19 protein-coding genes are annotated in these 17,847 nt (G+C 48.5%); 9 read left to right on the plus strand and 10 right to left on the minus strand.

The features are described 5' to 3' along the window. Positions 1 to 13: 13 nt before the first annotated feature. The gene (locus tag ACR9YC_RS07335; protein ID WP_438725829.1) at positions 14 to 625 is read right to left on the minus strand and encodes a lysoplasmalogenase family protein; all 612 of its coding nucleotides are present in this window, start codon (positions 623 to 625) and stop codon (positions 14 to 16) included. A gap of 133 nt (positions 626 to 758) precedes the next feature. On the opposite strand from ACR9YC_RS07335, the gene trmFO reads away from it, so the two are divergent. Beyond that, entirely contained in the window at positions 759 to 2,114 is a 1,356-nt protein-coding gene (trmFO, locus tag ACR9YC_RS07340; protein WP_438725831.1) for a methylenetetrahydrofolate--tRNA-(uracil(54)-C(5))-methyltransferase (FADH(2)-oxidizing) TrmFO, read from the plus strand. Between the two features lie 12 nt (positions 2,115 to 2,126). Here the strand turns inward: trmFO and ACR9YC_RS07345 are convergent, their stop codons facing one another. Next, positions 2,127 to 2,588, minus strand: coding sequence for a hypothetical protein (locus ACR9YC_RS07345; RefSeq protein WP_438725833.1), 462 nt, complete (start codon positions 2,586 to 2,588; stop codon positions 2,127 to 2,129). Between the two features lie 43 nt (positions 2,589 to 2,631). Next, entirely contained in the window at positions 2,632 to 3,300 is a 669-nt protein-coding gene (locus tag ACR9YC_RS07350) for a hypothetical protein (protein WP_438725835.1), read from the minus strand. 241 nt (positions 3,301 to 3,541) lie between these two features. On the opposite strand from ACR9YC_RS07350, the gene ACR9YC_RS07355 reads away from it, so the two are divergent. From ACR9YC_RS07355 to ACR9YC_RS07365, 3 genes are read left to right on the plus strand one after another with little or no spacing between them, the layout of a single operon-like run. Further along, entirely contained in the window at positions 3,542 to 5,290 is a 1,749-nt protein-coding gene (locus ACR9YC_RS07355) for a Tad domain-containing protein (protein WP_438725837.1), read from the plus strand. Next, positions 5,287 to 5,892 (plus strand): TadE/TadG family type IV pilus assembly protein, encoded by a 606-nt coding sequence (locus tag ACR9YC_RS07360; RefSeq protein ID WP_438725839.1) that lies wholly within the window; start codon positions 5,287 to 5,289, stop codon positions 5,890 to 5,892. The genes ACR9YC_RS07355 and ACR9YC_RS07360 overlap by 4 nt, the downstream gene beginning before the upstream one ends. Then, positions 5,889 to 6,575, plus strand: coding sequence for a TadE/TadG family type IV pilus assembly protein (locus ACR9YC_RS07365; protein ID WP_438725841.1), 687 nt, complete (start codon positions 5,889 to 5,891; stop codon positions 6,573 to 6,575). The genes ACR9YC_RS07360 and ACR9YC_RS07365 overlap by 4 nt, the downstream gene beginning before the upstream one ends. A gap of 57 nt (positions 6,576 to 6,632) precedes the next feature. Here the strand turns inward: ACR9YC_RS07365 and ACR9YC_RS07370 are convergent, their stop codons facing one another. The 4 genes from ACR9YC_RS07370 to eno form a co-directional block, all read right to left on the minus strand. Continuing rightward, entirely contained in the window at positions 6,633 to 7,994 is a 1,362-nt protein-coding gene (locus ACR9YC_RS07370; RefSeq protein ID WP_438725843.1) for a pyruvate dehydrogenase complex E1 component subunit beta, read from the minus strand. Beyond that, on the minus strand, positions 7,994 to 9,034 hold the full coding sequence (gene pdhA, locus ACR9YC_RS07375; protein WP_438725845.1) for a pyruvate dehydrogenase (acetyl-transferring) E1 component subunit alpha: 1,041 nt from the start codon (positions 9,032 to 9,034) through the stop codon (positions 7,994 to 7,996). The genes ACR9YC_RS07370 and pdhA overlap by 1 nt, the downstream gene beginning before the upstream one ends. A gap of 112 nt (positions 9,035 to 9,146) precedes the next feature. Further along, the gene (locus ACR9YC_RS07380) at positions 9,147 to 9,458 is read right to left on the minus strand and encodes an FtsB family cell division protein (protein ID WP_438725847.1); all 312 of its coding nucleotides are present in this window, start codon (positions 9,456 to 9,458) and stop codon (positions 9,147 to 9,149) included. Positions 9,459 to 9,567: 109 nt separating this feature from the next. Continuing rightward, positions 9,568 to 10,842 (minus strand): phosphopyruvate hydratase, encoded by a 1,275-nt coding sequence (gene eno / locus ACR9YC_RS07385; protein ID WP_438725849.1) that lies wholly within the window; start codon positions 10,840 to 10,842, stop codon positions 9,568 to 9,570. Positions 10,843 to 11,114: 272 nt separating this feature from the next. On the opposite strand from eno, the gene ACR9YC_RS07390 reads away from it, so the two are divergent. From ACR9YC_RS07390 to ACR9YC_RS07410, 5 genes are read left to right on the plus strand one after another with little or no spacing between them, the layout of a single operon-like run. Beyond that, positions 11,115 to 11,729, plus strand: a complete 615-nt coding sequence (locus ACR9YC_RS07390; protein ID WP_438725851.1) for a hypothetical protein — start codon at positions 11,115 to 11,117, stop codon at positions 11,727 to 11,729. 6 nt (positions 11,730 to 11,735) lie between these two features. Continuing rightward, on the plus strand, positions 11,736 to 12,257 hold the full coding sequence (locus ACR9YC_RS07395) for a phage holin family protein (protein ID WP_438725853.1): 522 nt from the start codon (positions 11,736 to 11,738) through the stop codon (positions 12,255 to 12,257). Then, positions 12,254 to 12,541: a hypothetical protein gene (locus tag ACR9YC_RS07400; RefSeq protein WP_438725855.1), complete on the plus strand. Its 288-nt coding sequence runs from the start codon at positions 12,254 to 12,256 to the stop codon at positions 12,539 to 12,541. Before ACR9YC_RS07395 ends, ACR9YC_RS07400 begins: the two co-directional genes overlap by 4 nt. 59 nt (positions 12,542 to 12,600) lie before the next feature. Continuing rightward, positions 12,601 to 12,942 carry a hypothetical protein gene (locus tag ACR9YC_RS07405; RefSeq protein WP_438725857.1) on the plus strand — a complete coding sequence of 114 codons (342 nt, stop codon included), beginning with the start codon at positions 12,601 to 12,603 and terminating at the stop codon, positions 12,940 to 12,942. 26 nt (positions 12,943 to 12,968) lie between these two features. Next, positions 12,969 to 13,202 (plus strand): DUF4170 domain-containing protein, encoded by a 234-nt coding sequence (locus tag ACR9YC_RS07410; RefSeq protein WP_438725859.1) that lies wholly within the window; start codon positions 12,969 to 12,971, stop codon positions 13,200 to 13,202. Positions 13,203 to 13,210: 8 nt separating this feature from the next. On the opposite strand, the gene ACR9YC_RS07415 is transcribed toward ACR9YC_RS07410, so the two are convergent. The 3 genes from ACR9YC_RS07415 to carB all read right to left on the minus strand — a co-directional run bounded on the left by ACR9YC_RS07415 (position 13,211) and on the right by carB (position 17,795). Beyond that, entirely contained in the window at positions 13,211 to 13,855 is a 645-nt protein-coding gene (locus ACR9YC_RS07415; RefSeq protein WP_438725861.1) for a rhomboid family intramembrane serine protease, read from the minus strand. A 10-nt stretch (positions 13,856 to 13,865) separates the two neighbouring features. Beyond that, on the minus strand, positions 13,866 to 14,339 hold the full coding sequence (gene greA, locus ACR9YC_RS07420; protein ID WP_438725863.1) for a transcription elongation factor GreA: 474 nt from the start codon (positions 14,337 to 14,339) through the stop codon (positions 13,866 to 13,868). 90 nt (positions 14,340 to 14,429) lie between these two features. After that, complete coding sequence (gene carB, locus ACR9YC_RS07425; RefSeq protein WP_438725865.1) at positions 14,430 to 17,795, minus strand: carbamoyl-phosphate synthase large subunit; 3,366 nt, start codon at positions 17,793 to 17,795, stop codon at positions 14,430 to 14,432. Between the last annotated feature and the right edge of the window lie 52 nt (positions 17,796 to 17,847).

Genomic DNA, 17,847 nt, shown 5'->3' on the forward strand with positions numbered 1-17,847 from the left:
TTTCCATCATCTTTTATCCTATCTGCACTGCTCGATCGGCTCTCAAAGTCCGCACTACGCCGGTGCATATCATCAATTGCCCGATATAATATAGCGGCCAGACAAGTATGCTTGCTAGCTGAAGATTATCTAACGTTCCCATAGAGAGAATTATTAGCATATGATATATGACAACTAGAATGACGCCAATACCCACTTGATAGCGAGGATAGGCACTAGTCCATGCCGTGACAATCATCATGCCAACTGACAATCCATATATGAAAGTGAGCCAGGTTCTATCTGGGTTACTGAAGGCGAAAATAACGGTGAATACGGCGAAAATCAAAAAATTCGTGAAAATTGATTGGCCCTTAGTAAATTTACCACCGTGATAATGATCGAACATAATAATCGCAGAAATATGCGCCGCAAAAAAGGCTGCTCCGCCCCATACCATATCAATGATAGTCAAAGCATCACCAAGCACAGACAGCGTCAGATAAAGCACTAGGAAAAGAGCCTTTTTACCGGATAAACGCCGCAAAGCATAAGCGGCCAAGCTGGCCACAGCGCCCGCTTTCCAAAGCATCAAAAACAGATCACCCAAGCTGCCATCGCGCAGAAAGGGGAATCCAATGGCCAATATCAGGCTTAAAACCAGAAATGGTCTGTCTTCGGACAATGCGCGGCGCATTATAAAACTCCTCAATAATGCAAATTCTGCATAAACACTCAAAAGAATTGCCGCAACAGCTGCTTATTGGCATAGGGCTCAAATGCAAAATGATACGAAAAAATATGACGTCCACATTATTGGTGGCGGACTGGCTGGTTCAGAGGCTGCATGGCAGCTGGCTAAGTCTGGTGTAAAAGTCCGCCTGTCAGAGATGCGTGGATCAGGTGTGATGACCCCTGCCCACCAAACCGATGGCTTGGCTGAATTGGTCTGTTCCAACAGCTTCCGCTCTGATGATGCAGAGCGCAATGCGGTCGGTCTGTTGCATTCGGAAATGCGACAACTTGACTCTATCATCATGCAATGCGCAGAACTGGCCAAAGTGCCAGCAGGTTCCGCTTTGGCTGTGGATCGCGATATATTCTCAGATCATGTTTCCAAGATATTGAACAAACATGAAAATATTGATGTTGTTAGAGAGTGTGTTGAGCAATTGCCCGAAGTGGGTTTAACAATTGTTGCCACTGGTCCTCTTACAGCGCAATCATTGGCAGAAAGTATTGGCGCAGCGACCGGCCGCGACGCCCTCGCCTTTTTTGATGCTATCGCCCCCATCGTCCACCATGACAGCATTGATATGGACATTGCATGGAAACAGTCCCGCTGGGACCGAGGAAGTGAAGACGGTGATGGCAAAGACTATATCAATTGCCCAATGAACAAAGAGCAATATCTTGCCTTCCATCAGGGTTTGATGGATGGCGAAAAGACGGAATTTAAGGAATGGGAACAAAATACCCCATATTTTGAAGGTTGTATGCCGATTGAAGTCATGGCGTCACGCGGGGTTGATACCCTGCGCTATGGCCCGATGAAACCGGTCGGCCTTGATGATCCGCGCACTGGTCGCTGGCCCTATGCAGTGGTGCAGCTGCGGCAAGATAATAAATTGGGCACATTGTGGAATATGGTCGGGTTTCAGACCAAATTGAAATATGGCGCCCAAGTAGAATTGTTCAGAACAATTCCTGGCCTAGAAAACGCCGAATTTGCACGATTGGGTGGTCTTCATCGCAACACATTTATCAATTCACCAACCTTGCTTGACCGGCAATTGCGGTTGAAATCAGCACCGCATATACGCTTTGCTGGCCAGATTACCGGCTGTGAAGGCTATGTGGAGAGCAGTGCAATAGGCCTGTTAGCAGCACGCATGGCTTTGGCAGAATTGCGCAACCAGCCTTTTGAAACACCGCCATTTACAACATCATTAGGCGCTTTATTGGCACATATTACAGGCGATGCAGATGCCAGTGATTATCAGCCAATGAATATCAATTTCGGCCTTTTCCCGCCTATTATGGGCAAAAAGATACCGAAGAAACAGCGCAAAGAGGCTTATACAGCAAGGGCAAGAACCGATTTGACCCAATGGATGACGTCACTGACGCCATAAAAACTTATCCTGCTAGCAAGCGCATTTGGATTTCTTTCGGGCCTTTGGTTTGGTTGTGGCAAATTCTTCCGGGGTTAATTCACCATCCGCATCGGCATCGGCCTTCACGAACCGATCAGATGTGCGCACCGCCCATTCTTCAAATGTCAGCAGATTGTTGCCGTCCTTGTCCAGTTTGCGAAAATCTGCTGTGCGCGAAGCCATCATTTCCATGCGCGTAATAATCTTATCAAAATTACGATCATAGCGGCCAAAACGTCGCTGTTCCTTGGTTAGATTAGTGGCTTCTGGCGGTGCGGGGCCGACCAGCCCCTCTGTATCAGCACTGGGCAATTCCAAAGGAGCTTCTGCAATTGGTTCGGGCGGTTCAGGAGCCAAAACAGGCTGTTCCTCTTGCGCTTGGCTGTAAAAGAAAAGAAAACCGCCTAGCATCAAAATTATCGACGCTACACCTCCAACAAAATATTTGCCCATATATCCCTCACTTGCGACTATGCGGAATAGTATCGCAGAGAATTCAGGTCAGTCCATAGTATATGATACGAAGTGCTGTGGAAGGGCGCAAAAGCGGCTTATTGATATTTTTTAGCGCAAGGTCATTATTAATCAGCTTTGCGAATATTTTAACTGGTTTAGGAATATTCTTCAGACGCTTAGACATGACTTCCGATACTTTTCTGCGGCTATCCAGCAAAAGCATATTTCGCTCAGCCTCATCTTCAATCAACGCCGTTCTGCGCAATATTTGCCATTGAGCATAGGTTTTGAGTGTCATATTCAACATCTCCATATCGCCTATATGCACATAACAGCTCAAGAAATTGCAAAATATCTTAGCACGTGACGTCACAAGTTCGTCAATATCCGCCGTGAACCGATCAGATACCAGAAAAGCCTCCCAGCAATTCACCAGATCAATAAGATGATTAGCTTGATCATTATCGGGAAGTTGGTTCAACAATCCAATATAAGGGTGCCCTTTTGGTCTATTTGCCGAGGACTTGGCAATGACGTCACGCCACCACGCCAAACGCATCTGCCCGATTAACATCTCACTCGTCGATAGTATGATTTTTGCACATTGTGAATCGAGTCCAAAAATGACTTCAAAAGGCACACGCTCTTTCGCCTTCGCATAAGCAAATACTAGCTTTTGTAAGGGATAATCAGGGTTATTATCAATCATAGTGGTTGCTCATAGTGCGCTCAAGCGGGCTTATCATGGTTAATCACTGCGTAACCCTATAATTAAAAATTCAATTTACCAGAATTGGCTAAAAGGCTCGCAAGGTCGAGGGCATTTTCTGTCTTCAGAAGGTGTTTCAGAATTTTGGGGTCATGCGTACATGTCGTTTAAAAAAGATCAATCTCGCTCAAACATTACGACTATATTGCAGTCGCTGATACGTAATAAATCGGGCAACACAATGGCTATGGTCGCGGCGGGCTTAGTACCTATGACCGCAATGATTGGCAGTGGCGTTGATATCAGCCGTGCTTATATGGTGCAAACACGTTTGCAGCAGGCCTGCGACGCTGGTGTGTTGGCGGGGCGGCGTGCTGTTGGTGACGGCACCTTCGATGCCGCAGCAGAAGATGTCGCCGATGATTATTTCAATGTGAACTTTCCTGGCGGCTATCTCAATACAACCAATTTGGTATTTACGCCAACTGCGGGCAATGGCGATTCAAGCGTGAACGGCGTTGCAACTGTAACTATGCCGACTGTGGTCATGGACATGTTCACTATTGATGATTTAAATATCAGTGTTGATTGTCAGGCGCAGCTAGAGGTTGCAAACTCGGACATTACTTTTGTCTTGGATACAACCGGATCGATGGCCTGCCCTGAAGATTCAAATTCCTCAGAATGTAACACTTACTTTGCCAGCTTTGGCACACAAGAGGGGCAGAGCTTAAATTCCTTATCGACCACGTCGCGCCTCGGCGCTCTGCGCTCATCTCTTGATTCATTTTATAATATTGTGCAGGGCGCAGCGGCGAGCAGCAATGCACGTATCCGCTATTCCTTTGTACCCTATTCGCAAACTGTAAATACGGGATATCTCCTCAATCCAGACTGGATTGTCGATAGCTATGATTATGAAACGGCTCAAACAACAAGCCGCACAGAGGATAATTTGTTGTTTTTCACAAATCGTCCTCAGAGCACTTGCAATGGTAATGCCACTACGACGAGCGGCGTGCCTGTTGCTCTCCGGTGGGAATTTCAAAACGGGGCATTTCGCTGCGCTGTATATGAAGAAAATGTAACAACTTATGATATTGTACTGGAAGAAAGAGAACTTGATGTCAGCACATATAAAACTGGCACTGCAACACCAGACCCTACTGGTCTGTCTTCCAACAGTTATACATGGGCGGGATGTATAGAAGAACGCGATACTGTAGCGAGTAGTAACGTTGACTTTGTGCCGTCCACTGGTTTCACGCCAGCAGGCCTATTGGATCTGGACATTGATGGTGTGCCGACCAGTGACGCAGGGCGTTGGAGACCATATTGGCCCGAAGCGTATATACTCCGTAATTATAATACCACACAAATGTCTGGCAGCAGGGATACACCTTGGGACCGGAGTTCCATTAGCAGCTTCTTCCCGCAGACAGCATGCCCTCAACGGGCAGCTTTGTTGGCTGAATATGGTGCTTTGAATGACATCCAGTCATACACCAACACATTACGGCCTGATGGCGGTACATATCATGATATTGGCTTGATCTGGGGCGCACGGCTTTCCAGCCCTGATGGTTTGTTTCAAGTCAATGTCAATGAAACACCGTCCAATCTGGGTTTTGTGGGTCGTCATCTTATTTTCATGACCGATGGTGATTTGGTTCCTTCAGACGGCACAGTATCGGCTTATGGCATAGAACGCCATGATGGTCGCATTTCGGGCAATACAACTGGCACGAGTAATGCGGCATATTCACCTGAATTGTTCAACCGCCATACAACTCGCTACACCGAAATGTGTGAAGCCATTAAGGCAAAAGGCATTCGTGTTTGGGTTATCGCATTTAACACTGCGTTGACCAATGAACTAACCCGCTGTGCCAGCACCGACAGCTCATTCACAGCCGACGATGCTTCTACTTTGAATGACGCATTTGCCAGCATTGCCGAACAGATCGCGGAATTGAGGCTGACACAATGAGCCTTTTCTCTCAGATCCAAAAACTGCGCAAAGATCAAAAAGGCGCAACCCTTGTAGAATTTGCCATCATAGCACCCAGCTTCATGCTGTTATTGATGGGCACATTCGACATCGGATATACCGTCTTTTTGCGAGCAACATTTTCAGGGGCCGTGCTTGATGCTGCACGCGATTCTACACTTGAGACAGCGCCAGCAAGCCAGAGCTCAATCGACGCAGAAATCACACGCCGGATGCAGACGATCAATTCCAGCTCATCTCTTAGCTTCTCGCGCCAAAGTTATTTTGACTTTGCCGATGTCGCCCGACCTGAAGCTGTTATCAACGATGTTGATAGTGACGGTGAATGCGATACTGGTGACTCTTTTGAAGATGAAAACGGTAATGGCACTTGGGATGCGGATTTAGGTGCTTCTGGCATTGGCGGACCTAATGATGTTGTGCTCTATACGGTGACTCTTACCTATGACCGTATTTTCCCACTTTACGGTTTATTGGGACAGTCGCAATCCAACAGCATGGATTTGACTACAGTGCTACGCAACCAGCCATATGGCATCCAATCAGGCCGTGACCAAGTTTCAGTGGAGCCATGCCCATGATCACCAAACCTCTCAAACGATTCCGCAAAACCTTACGTCAACTAAGGTCCAGCAAGAGCGGTCTGGCCCTTATAGAGTTCGCATATAGCCTGCCCATTTTTATGGGGTTGGGGCTATATGGCACGGAAATCGCCTTTCTTGCGGTGACACAAATGAATGTGAGTCAGTCTGCGCTTACCTTGGCAGATAACGCCTCACGCATGGGCCAAACAGTGACGGGCAGTAATGGACGCGTTGTGTTTGAAACTGACATTGGTTCAGTTTTTGCTGGTGTTCGCTTACAAGGTGAACGATTTAATCTTTTGCAAAATGGCAGGGTCATTTTGTCAAGTCTTGAAACCAATAACAATGGCCGGTTTCAGAGAATAAGATGGCAGCGTTGTATCGGTCTACTGCGCGTGCAATCTGATTATGGCAGACAAGGTACGTTTGAACGCAATACACCCAGCTTTGTCGGCATGGGTCCGGCAGGTGACGAAATACGCGCAGAGCGCGGTAGCGCCGTCATGTATGTTGAAATCTTCTATGACTATAACGGATTGTTTGGCGATACGTTTGTCTCTGGCAGACGGTTAAAGCAGGAGGCGGCCTTCTCGATAAGAGATGATCGCGTAACCAACCAAGCCATCACTCGCGACGGCGGATTTGTTTACAGCTGCGGTAATCGTTTTACCGACGTCTGATAAAATTATTGTTTAATGAGAGGCTCGGTAACTTATCCACCTAGCCTCTCATTCTCATCAATCTTTATAGCAGACTGCCTTTGCCGCAGACACGATCTTTGGAACATCCACCAGCATTGCCGCTTCAAGATTAGCAGCATAAGGCATTGGTACATCTTCATTAGCAACCCGCAATACAGGTGCGTCAAGATCGTCAAATCCTTGCTCCATAGCCAGCGCTGAAATCTCGCTGGCGATTGAGCAGGTTGGCCAACCCTCTTCGACTACAATCATGCGGTTTGTTTTCGCAAGGCTGTTCAATACGGCTTGTGTATCTAATGGACGAAGGGTTCTGAGGTCGATAACCTCTGCATCAATCCCCTCACCCGCCAATTGATCAGCTGCTTCCAAAGCCAAACCGACACCGATAGAATAGCTAACAATAGTAAGGTCATTTCCTTCACGCATAATACGTGCCTTACCGATAGGCAGGACATGATCATCCAGTTGCGGAACATCAAAACTGCGACCGTAAAGCAATTCATTCTCTAAGAAGACAACAGGATCTTCTGTGCGGATAGCTGCTTTCAAAAGGCCTTTGGCATCAGCGGAATCATAAGGCGCAATCACGATGAGACCTGGTACGCTCGCATACCATGGGCCATAATTTTGACTGTGCTGCGCGCCGACACGGCTAGCCGCGCCATTGGGTCCACGGAACACGATAGGGCACCGCATCTGACCACCTGACATATAATTTGTCTTGGCGGCAGAGTTAATGATGTGGTCAATAGCCTGCATCGCAAAGTTAAAAGTCATGAATTCGATCACAGGGCGTAATCCGCCCATAGCTGCGCCTGAGCCTACGCCGGCAAAACCATATTCGGTTATAGGCGTATCAATCACTCTGCGGTCACCAAATTCTTCCAACAAGCCCTGCGTAACTTTATAAGCGCCTTGATATTCGGCAACTTCCTCACCCATTACGAAAACGCGATCATCAGTGCGCATTTCTTCGGCCATCGCATCGCGCAAGGCCTCGCGCACTGTTGTTGAAACCATTGGCGTACCTTCTGGAATGGCGGGATCTGCTGCCGTTTCCGCGCGCGCTGGCGCAGATACGGTTATAGGGGGCGCATCTTTGGCTTCGACTAGTTTTTCAGCGGCAGGCGCAGTTTGTGCAGGCTCTTCGTCGTCATCTTCACCAGCCATGCGCGCAATCACAGTGCCAACAGCAACGTTTTCCGTGCCTTCTGCAACAAGCAATTCTGTAATTTCGCCCTCATCAATGGCCTCAAATTCCATTGTGGCTTTATCAGTCTCAATCTCAGCAATAATATCGCCAGAGGAAACTTCGTCCCCAACTTTAACCAACCATTTAGCCAAAGTGCCTTCTTCCATAGTGGGCGACAAAGCAGGCATCTTAAGTTCGATAGCCATTAGTAATTCTCCACCAAAATATCGGTGTAGAGCTCAGACAGCTCCGGTTCTGGCGAGTTTTCCGCAAAGTCGGCTGAGTCCGCAACTATTTTGCGTATCTCTTTATCAAGTGCCTTCAACTCTTCCTCGCTAACCTTCATTTTCAACAGTTCAGCCTTGGCACCCTCAATCGGATCAGACTTATCGCGCATTTCCTGCACTTCATCACGGCTACGATATTTTGCAGGGTCGGACATTGAGTGCCCGCGATAACGATATGTTTTCAGCTCCAAAAGGATTGGGCCATTACCCTCCCTTACCCATTTAAGAGCAGTTTCCGCTGCACCGCGAACCTCCAGCACATCCATGCCGTTAACCTGAATGCCAGGAATGCGGAAACTCTCACCACGGCGGTAAAGCTGATCTTCGGCAGAGGCACGGTTCACGCTTGTGCCCATGGCATATTGATTGTTTTCGATAGCAAAAATAACAGGCAGCTTCCAAAGCTCAGCCATATTAAAGCTCTCATAAACCTGCCCTTGGTTGGCAGCGCCATCACCAAAATAAGACAAGCAAACGCCGCCATCATCACGATATTTATGCGCAAATCCGAGTCCGGCACCTAAGGAAACTTGAGCACCAACAATACCGTGCCCGCCATAAAATTTCTGTTCGACACTAAACATGTGCATCGAACCGCCCTTGCCTTTGGAAATACCTGCCTGACGACCAGTTAGTTCTGCCATGATAACGCGTGGATCGATCCCATATGCTAACATATGGCCATGATCGCGATAGCCAGTGATAACACTGTCTTCACCTTCATTCATCGCCGATTGCAGGCCTACAGCAACAGCCTCTTGCCCGATATAAAGATGGCAAAAGCCGCCAATAAGTCCCAATCCGTAAAGCTGCCCTGCTTTTTCCTCAAAACGTCGGATCAGAAGCATTTGCCGGTAAAGTTCCAACAAAGTTTCTTTATCAGCCTTAAACCGTTTTGGTTTGCCAGGCTTGCCTTTTGCGGCGCGCGTAACAGGGGTTTTTTCACTGGAATCAGTCAATGCCATATCCTTAAAGGGGAGGAATATCCTGTAAGGATATAGTCGAAGTTATACTGTCTGCGCAACGCACAAATATAGGTTAATTTGCTTTGCTTTTAACCTATATGGAAAATTATTTCAGCGGGATAATAATCTCATCAGGATGCACGACATTTAGCTCTTTACGGATAAGTTCGCCGGCCAGGTCTGGATCTGCATTACCCGGAGCGAGCAACCGTATCCGGTTGGCAAGAGCATGCTCCCGCTCTTCCAGAACAGCCAGTTCTTGCTGCCGTTCCTGCAGTTGCTTTTGATATTCGCCCCACGCCAAAACGCCTGTAGGGCCAACCATCGCATAAGCCGCAATCGCCAAAAGCGCCAGCATAGCTAGTCCAGAGCCCAAGGATGAGCGCAAGGTTGATTTTACGTGACGTTTGCGTTGCATACGCCCTTGAATCACAATTGATTCGGCGTGACAAGCGTTAATTGCAGCGATGGCCGGAAAATGCGCTTAATGGCATTATTTCCGACCTAAAAGCTCTGCCAAATGCCGTTTAGGCAAAAATCTCCATGCCAGGATAATAAGCAGACCCGCCCAATTCTTCTTCGATGCGGATAAGCTGGTTATATTTTGCCAACCTGTCCGAACGCGCCAGACTGCCCGTCTTGATCTGACCGCAATTGGTGGCAACCGCAAGGTCAGCGATAGTGACATCTTCTGTTTCACCAGAGCGATGCGACATAACGGCAGTATATTTGCCTTTATGTGCCATGTTAACCGCATCAAGCGTTTCGCTCAGCGTGCCAATCTGATTGACTTTCACGAGCAAACTATTGGCAACGCCTTTTGCGATACCGTCTGACAAGCGATCAGTATTTGTAACAAACAAATCATCACCAACCAATTGCACGGTGGAGCCAATACGCTCTGTCAAAAGTTTCCAGCCATCCCAGTCATCTTCGGCCATGCCATCTTCAATGGACCGGATAGGGTAATCTGCACAGAGTTTTGCAAGATAATCGACCATTGCTTCTGCTGATAATGTCGCATTTTCACCGGCAAGGTGATATTGTCCATCACGGAAATATTCTGTCGAGGCACAATCGAGAGCCAAAACAATGTCCGTCCCCATTTTGAAACCGGCCTGCTCAACCGCCGCACTGATATAATCCAAAGCAGCGCGGGTTGACGAGATATTGGGTGCAAAACCGCCTTCATCACCAACAGATGTTGCCAAACCATCAGCGGCCAGTTTCTTTTTCAGCACCTGAAATATTTCTGCACCCCAGCGGACACCGTCAGTCAGAGACGATGCCCCCACTGGCATCACCATAAATTCCTGAATGTCGATAGGATTATCGGCATGTTCTCCGCCGTTGATAATATTCATCATGGGAACAGGCATGACATGCGCCCCTATTCCACCAACATAGGAATATAGAGGTAAGCCGCGCGCTTCTGCCGCCGCCTTTGCGACAGCCATACTCACGCCCAAAATAGCATTGGCTCCCAAATTGGCCTTATTATCGCTGCCATCCAGATCGCACATGGCCGCATCGATATCGCGCTGATCTTCTGCATCAAGTCCTGCAATCGTATCAAAGATGGGGCCATTTACAGCCTCAACCGCCTTCAACACGCCCTTGCCACCAAAGCGCTGACCATCGCCATCTCGCAATTCAACTGCCTCATGCGCACCAGTTGATGCGCCAGAAGGCACCGCGGCGCGCCCAAAGCTGCCGTCCTCCAGCAAAACATCGACTTCAACAGTCGGATTACCTCGGCTATCCAGTATCTCGCGGCCATGAATATCAATAATAGCTGTCATAATAAGGGCTTTCTGTAATCTTTGGATGGATGCATATGGGGCTTTAGAATGTCACGATGCTGATTTCAGAAAGACACACAAATTGCAAGTATCCATGCAGCTTATTGCGACCTTCTGCCACCATCTTGACTGATTATACATTTATCCGGTCATTTTACGCTTATTATCTATGGTTGGTGCTTGAATTTCTGGGGAAATAGCGCAGATTAATAAGTGCAAGGGAAGTTGGGACCAGATGCCTTTTTTCAGGCACGTCCATAATGATGGAGGGCATGATGCCTATAGAAAACGAAAATGAAGCTGCAAAAGCCGCGCCAAAGACACCGCGAAAGCGTGCACCGCGTAAGACTGCGGCCAAAACCACAGCAAAAACAGCCACCAAGACAAGTGCGAAAGCGACCACAACCAAACGCACTGCCGCCAAAAAGACAGGCACCACTGCAAAGAAAACTCCTGCTAAGGCGACGACTGCTCAATCAGGGGCAAAAACTGCTTCGACCAGCATTATCAAAGGCGTTGATTTGAAGAAAACTGGTGAAGATTTAAGCGAGAAAAGCGCAAATCTAGCGAATGAAGCCAAAGAAAAAGCCGCTGAATTTGCCAAGGAATCTCAAAAACGCGCTGGTGCAGCCATTGCCAATGTCGCTGAACTTATCAGCGAAAGTGCTGGCGCCATTGATGAGCGTCTTGGCGAACGTTATGGCAATGTTGCTCGCTCAGCATCGGACACTGTCGCCAGTGTTGCCGCAAAAGTGGATGAAAGCGATCTGAGTGAACTGGCTGAAGAAGCCCGTGATTTTGTTCGCAAAAGTCCTGCATTGGCAATTGGTTTGGCAGTCACAGCAGGTCTGGTCGTTGCCCGCCTTGTGAAATCAACCAAGGACTAAATTCCCGTGGCTGCTGCAAATGATCCTTCTCAATCGCAGGAATCGGCAAGGCAAGCTATGCCTATGGCTGATGAGGAGACTTGCGCAGCAGCGACCGGAGACAATGTTCGCCATGGTAATCCGCAACCCGGCATTATCGAACAGGTCAAGCAGACCGTTGATGACAGCAAAGAATGGATAGAGTCAGAGCTCGCATTTCATAAAGTACGTCTGCGCGAGGGCAGTCAACGGGCGAAATCTATCGGACTGTTTATCGGTATCGGGGCTGCTCTTTTTGTCTGCTCATTTACAACCTTGCTGCTGGGTATATTCCTTACTGTCACATATTATTTCGGCCCGATTGTCGCGGTTATTACTGTTCCGGCCGCTTATGCCATATTTGGCTATTTAGCATTGCGGGCAGCTTTGGCCAAAATTCACCAGCTAAAAACCATGGTTCAGCAGACAGGCGGCATCACGGGTATGAAAGCCAGTGATGCAGGCGATGGGATGGATGATACACTGACAACTGAAGATATACAGCCATGAAAAAAAGTCTGAGCATTGCCTTGGCGCAGCGCAATCATAAGCGCAAAGCCGCGCTGACAGCAATCACAGCGACCCGGCAAAGATTAAAACCCGCAAATCTGAAGCAAGAAGCGAAAAATAATATTGCCAAAAAGGCGAAAACAGCTGCGAACACGGCAAAACAGTCAGCTTATCGCCATCGCTTTAAGTTGATGGCGGCCACAGGCATTGCTTTGGGCGCGGGAGTCGCGGCTTTATTATACACTCCGCTTAAAAAACGGCTTTCAGGGGATAGAAAGGAATAATCTGTTATAGCGGTGTAACAAAACATCATTATAGGCAATGTCACAAGAGTGAGAGCATTATGACTAACCAAAAATCCAAAACTGAAACCAAAAGCCGTAACATTATCGAAGAGCATCCTTTAGCAGCTGCAACGGGCGCACTTATTGTCGGCATGGCATTAGGCGCTCTCATCCCACGCAGCGAAAGCGAACGCAAAGCTCTGCGCAATACTGGCGATAAGCTGCGTGAGCGCACTAAAGAGGCTGTTTCCGCCGCACAAGAGGCGGGTAAAACAGGCTTGGAAGATGCTGGCATTACCGTTGAAGAAGCAAAATTACAGGTTCGTGACCTTGTTAGGCGGGCCAGTGAAGCCGTTCATGGTGCTAGCGATGCGGCGCGCGAAACTCTGCTTAAAAAATAACTAATCACATTATAAATGGGGAAAATATGAGCAAATTACACCTTGTGCTGGGCGGACGTGTATCTGACCCGCAAACACTGGATTTTTGTGAGCTGGATAAGATGGATCTGGTGGGAATCTATCCAGACTATGCCACGGCCGAAGATGTCTGGCGCGGCTGTGCACAACGCACTGTTGATGATGCCGAAATGAAGTATGTGGTTGTTCACTTGCACAAATTGCTGGAACCAACTCTCGAAACGGACGAAACAGAGAGCTAATCTCTATATCAACTATATCGGGATTTCCCAATTGCATTGCGCATCAAAGGCCTGCCCATGAGCAGGCCAACGATGAAACCACCTATATGTCCACCTATAGCAACGGATGCTCCGCCGGCCGTGAAAAAGCCAATATATAGCTGGTAAATTATCCACAAAGTCATCAGTAAGACTCTAAAGACTGTATCCAGAGCATATTTGCCGATACGTCTTTTGCCCAAATTAATATTGATTGTAACAGCTGCCGCAATCAAGGCGCTGATGACACCGCTTGCACCAATAGCGACATTGCCCCATGTAAATGGATAAAGTGCATAGCCCAGTGCTGAACCATAAGCGCCCAAAATAGCCAATATAACCGTATTCTTTGTGCCAATGCGCAGTTCGACCATTAAGCCTGCGAACAACAGAAAAGGCATATTGGATGCAAGATGACCATAATCACCGTGCAAAAAAGCGCTGCTAATAGGCGTTAATATTGCAGGCAGGGCCAGATGCGCACCGCCAAAATTGCTATCGCTTATTCCGCGCGATGGCCAAAAGCCTGCTCGTAATGTAGCTTGCTCGTCCAGCCCAAGAAAAGCGAATAATGCCCAAATGACTATGCAAGCTACCAGATAATAGCTTGTGAATTTCGGCAATTTAAAATTCATAATGGGCTGATCAAATAAACTCAATTTTGTCGACGAGATAATATTTATCGCCCGATGGAACGCTGACTTCAACTTCATCTTCGACTTGGCGCCCGATAAGAGCGCGGCCAATCGGGCTGTTATAGCTGATCTTGCCTGAGCGTGCATCCGCCTCTGCTTGGCCGACAATCTGATAGCGCACAGGCTTATCATCTTCATCAAGAAGAGTAACCGTAGCACCAAATACAATCTTGTCACCGCTTAGCGTTGTCGGATCAATAATTTGCGCACGGCTCAGCTTATCTTCGAGGTCGCTTATGGTCGCTTCGACTTGGCCCTGACGTTCTTTCGCTGCGTGATATTCCGCATTTTCGGAAAGATCACCATGCGCACGCGCTTCTTCAATGGCATCAACAATCTTTGGACGCTCTTCTTTTAATTCTTTCAGCTGGGCACTTAGTTTTTCATAGCCCTCTGCCAACATAGGCATTTTTTCATTCGCCATAACGGCAAGTCCTTCATCTCTCTGTGCATCCACACAATAGCTTTCTTTCGGTCAGACTTTGACCGCAACATAAGCAATTTGTCGGGATTGCTAAGCAAGCCCTATATTATAGTCCTGTAAAGGTTTGACTTCAAGGCTTGCGTCACGCAGCGCCAAGATTGATTGCGAAGCAGCCAGACTTGACGAGGCTGTTGTGAAATATGGCGTTCGTGTTGCCAGCGCCGATCCACGGATAGATTGCGAGTCCTTGAGGCTTTGCCAGCCCTCTGTCGTATTGAAAATAAGGGCAACGTCACCATCCAAAATACGATCCACAATATGCGGGCGGCCTTCTGCGACCTTATTGACCACAGTGACAGCAACGCCATTTTCTTTCAGAAATGCAGCCGTTCCGCCTGTCGCAATAATATCAAAGCCCAAGCCTTCCAATATTTGCGCTGCCGGCAGGATATTCGGCTTGTCGCTATTTTTCACTGAGATAAAGACTGTGCCTGAATCTGGCAATATTGCCCCTGCCCCCAATTGCGATTTTGCAAAAGCAATAGCGAAACTATCATCAATACCCATCACTTCACCCGTTGATTTCATTTCAGGAGAAAGCACCGGATCAACACCGGGGAAGCGCGCAAATGGGAAGACCGCCTCTTTTACAGCCATATGGCTGATGTGGCGGTTTATTTTCGGCAAATCAGCCAGTTTTTCACCAGCCATGACCCGGGCCGCAATTTTGGCGATCGGTGCACCAATGGCCTTAGCCACAAATGGCACTGTTCGGCTTGCCCGTGGATTGACCTCAATCAAATACACTTTACCATCTTTGACAGCGAACTGGATGTTCATCAGGCCGCGCACTTTTAAGCCGTGTGCCAGCTTAACCGCTTGCTGCTCCATCTCCGCGATAATATCGTCATCAAGGCTGTAAGGCGGCAAGGTGCAAGCGCTGTCACCAGAATGTACGCCAGCCTCTTCAATATGCTGCATAACGCCAGCGATGACGACATCTTCGCCATCACAAATAGCGTCCACATCCACCTCTATCGCATCGCGCAGATATTGATCTATCAACACCGGGCTATCGCCCGACACTTGTACCGCGGTTGAAATATAATCTTCCAATTGCGCAGGGCTATCAACAATTTCCATCGCCCGTCCGCCTAGAACATAGGATGGGCGCATCAGCACTGGATAACCAATCCGTTCTGCGACAGCCAGAGCCTCTTCCCGGCTGCGGGCAATGCCATTGGCCGGCTGCAACAGGCCCAGCTTATTAACCAGCGCCGCAAATCTCTCGCGATCCTCTGCCAGATCAATGGCGTCTGGCGACGTTCCTAATATAGGGATGCCCGCATCTTCTAAGGCTTTTGCAAGTTTCAATGGCGTTTGTCCGCCAAATTGCACGATAACGCCTTCAAGCGTTCCCCTGCTTTGCTCACAACGCAGGATTTCCAGAACATCTTCTGCTGTCAAAGGCTCGAAATACAAGCGATCAGAAGTGTCATAGTCGGTCGATACCGTTTCAGGATTGCAATTGACCATGATCGTTTCATAGCCAGCGCTGTCGCTATCATGGTCGCCCAACGCAAAGCATGCATGGCAGCAACAATAATCAAACTCAATCCCTTGGCCGATTCGGTTAGGACCACCGCCCAATATGACAATTTTGCGCCTGTCTGTCGGGTTAGACTCATTTTCAGGTTCGCCAAAGATCGGAGCCTCGTAGGTAGAGTACATATAAGGTGTTTTGGCATGGAATTCTGCCGCACAAGTGTCGATACGTTTATACACGGGATGAACCCCCAAACGGGCCCGTAGCGCGCGCACTTCCTCTTCGCTCGTCGCACCAGCCATGGCCTGTATGGTATCGTGCAAAAGCCCGTGGCTGCGCGCCTGTGTCTCGCCAAGTCCACCAGCTACTTTGACCGAACGCACAGCCAGCGTTGCCAGCCTCTTGTCTGAGAAACCCATAGATTTCAATTTGCGCAGTGCCTGTGCATCATTAGGCAGACCTTCATCAAGTACGCTTTTTTCAGCAGCGATGATCGCTTCAATTTGGCGCAGGAACCACGGGTCATAATGGGTGATTGCGTGAATATCTTCGACCGAGAAACCTTCTCGAAATGCCTGCCCAATCACCAATAATCGACGTGAATTCGGCTTGGACAGCTCACTGGTCACCACATCTCGGCTCACGCCTTCCAATGAATAAATGCGGTTAAATCCATCCAACCCCGTTTCGAGACCGCGCAATGCCTTTTGCAATGATTCTTGGAAATTGCGGCCAATGGCCATAACTTCACCCACCGATTTCATCGCGGTGTGCAGATAGTCTTCAGAACCCTTGAATTTCTCAAAGGTAAAACGTGGAATTTTTGTGACGACATAGTCAATTGTTGGTTCAAATGATGCCGGTGTCGCGCCGGTAATATCATTGTCAATCTCGTCCAGCGTAAAGCCGACAGCGAGTTTTGCCGCCACCTTGGCAATGGGGAAGCCCGTTGCTTTGGACGCCAGAGCCGAAGAACGCGATACGCGCGGGTTCATCTCAATCACCACCAAGCGGCCGGTCTTTGGGTTAACCGCAAATTGCACGTTAGAGCCGCCCGTTTCTACCCCGATTTCCCGCAAAACCGCGATCGAGGCATTGCGCATAATCTGATATTCTTTATCAGTTAGCGTCAACGCAGGCGCCATAGTGATGGAATCGCCGGTATGCACACCCATTGGGTCAAGATTTTCAATCGAGCAGATGATGATGCAATTATCCGCTTTGTCGCGAACAACCTCCATCTCATATTCTTTCCAACCCAGCACTGATTCCTCGACCAGCACTTCGGTCGTCGGGCTGGCATCCAGCCCCTTGCGGACAATCTCTTCAAACTCATTGCGATTATACGCAATGCCGCCACCCGTGCCGCCCATGGTAAAGCTAGGCCGGATAATCGTTGGCAGGCCAACATGCTCCAGCGCATCCAACGCCTCTTCCAAGCTGTGCGCAATCAGGCTTTTCGGGCTGTTCAGGCCGATCTTGTCCATCGCTTCACGGAATTTCTGTCGATCCTCAGCCTTATCAATCGCCTCAGCGCGCGCACCAATCAGCTCAACATCATATTTTTCTAATGTGCCATCTTCATCCAGCGCCAAAGCAGTATTCAGCGCGGTTTGACCGCCCATTGTGGGCAACACTACCAGCTTTTCATCAGGACGTTCTTTGCGCTCCTTGGCGATGATCTTCGCAACAATTTCCGGTGTGATAGGCTCAACATAGGTGGCATCGGCCATATCTGGATCGGTCATAATGGTCGCGGGGTTAGAGTTGACCAGCACAATCCGGTAGCCCTCCTCTTTCAGCGCCTTAACCGCCTGCGTGCCCGAATAGTCAAATTCACATGCCTGACCAATAATGATCGGGCCAGCGCCAATGATAAGGACGGTATCAATATCGGTTCTTTTGGGCATAAAAGCTCCTGATTTTCCCTTTATAGGGAGACGTTTAAGCAACCTTGGCCAA

It is taken from the genome of Parasphingorhabdus sp. DH2-15, from assembly GCF_051668705.1.
Lineage (GTDB): Bacteria > Pseudomonadota > Alphaproteobacteria > Sphingomonadales > Sphingomonadaceae > Alterisphingorhabdus.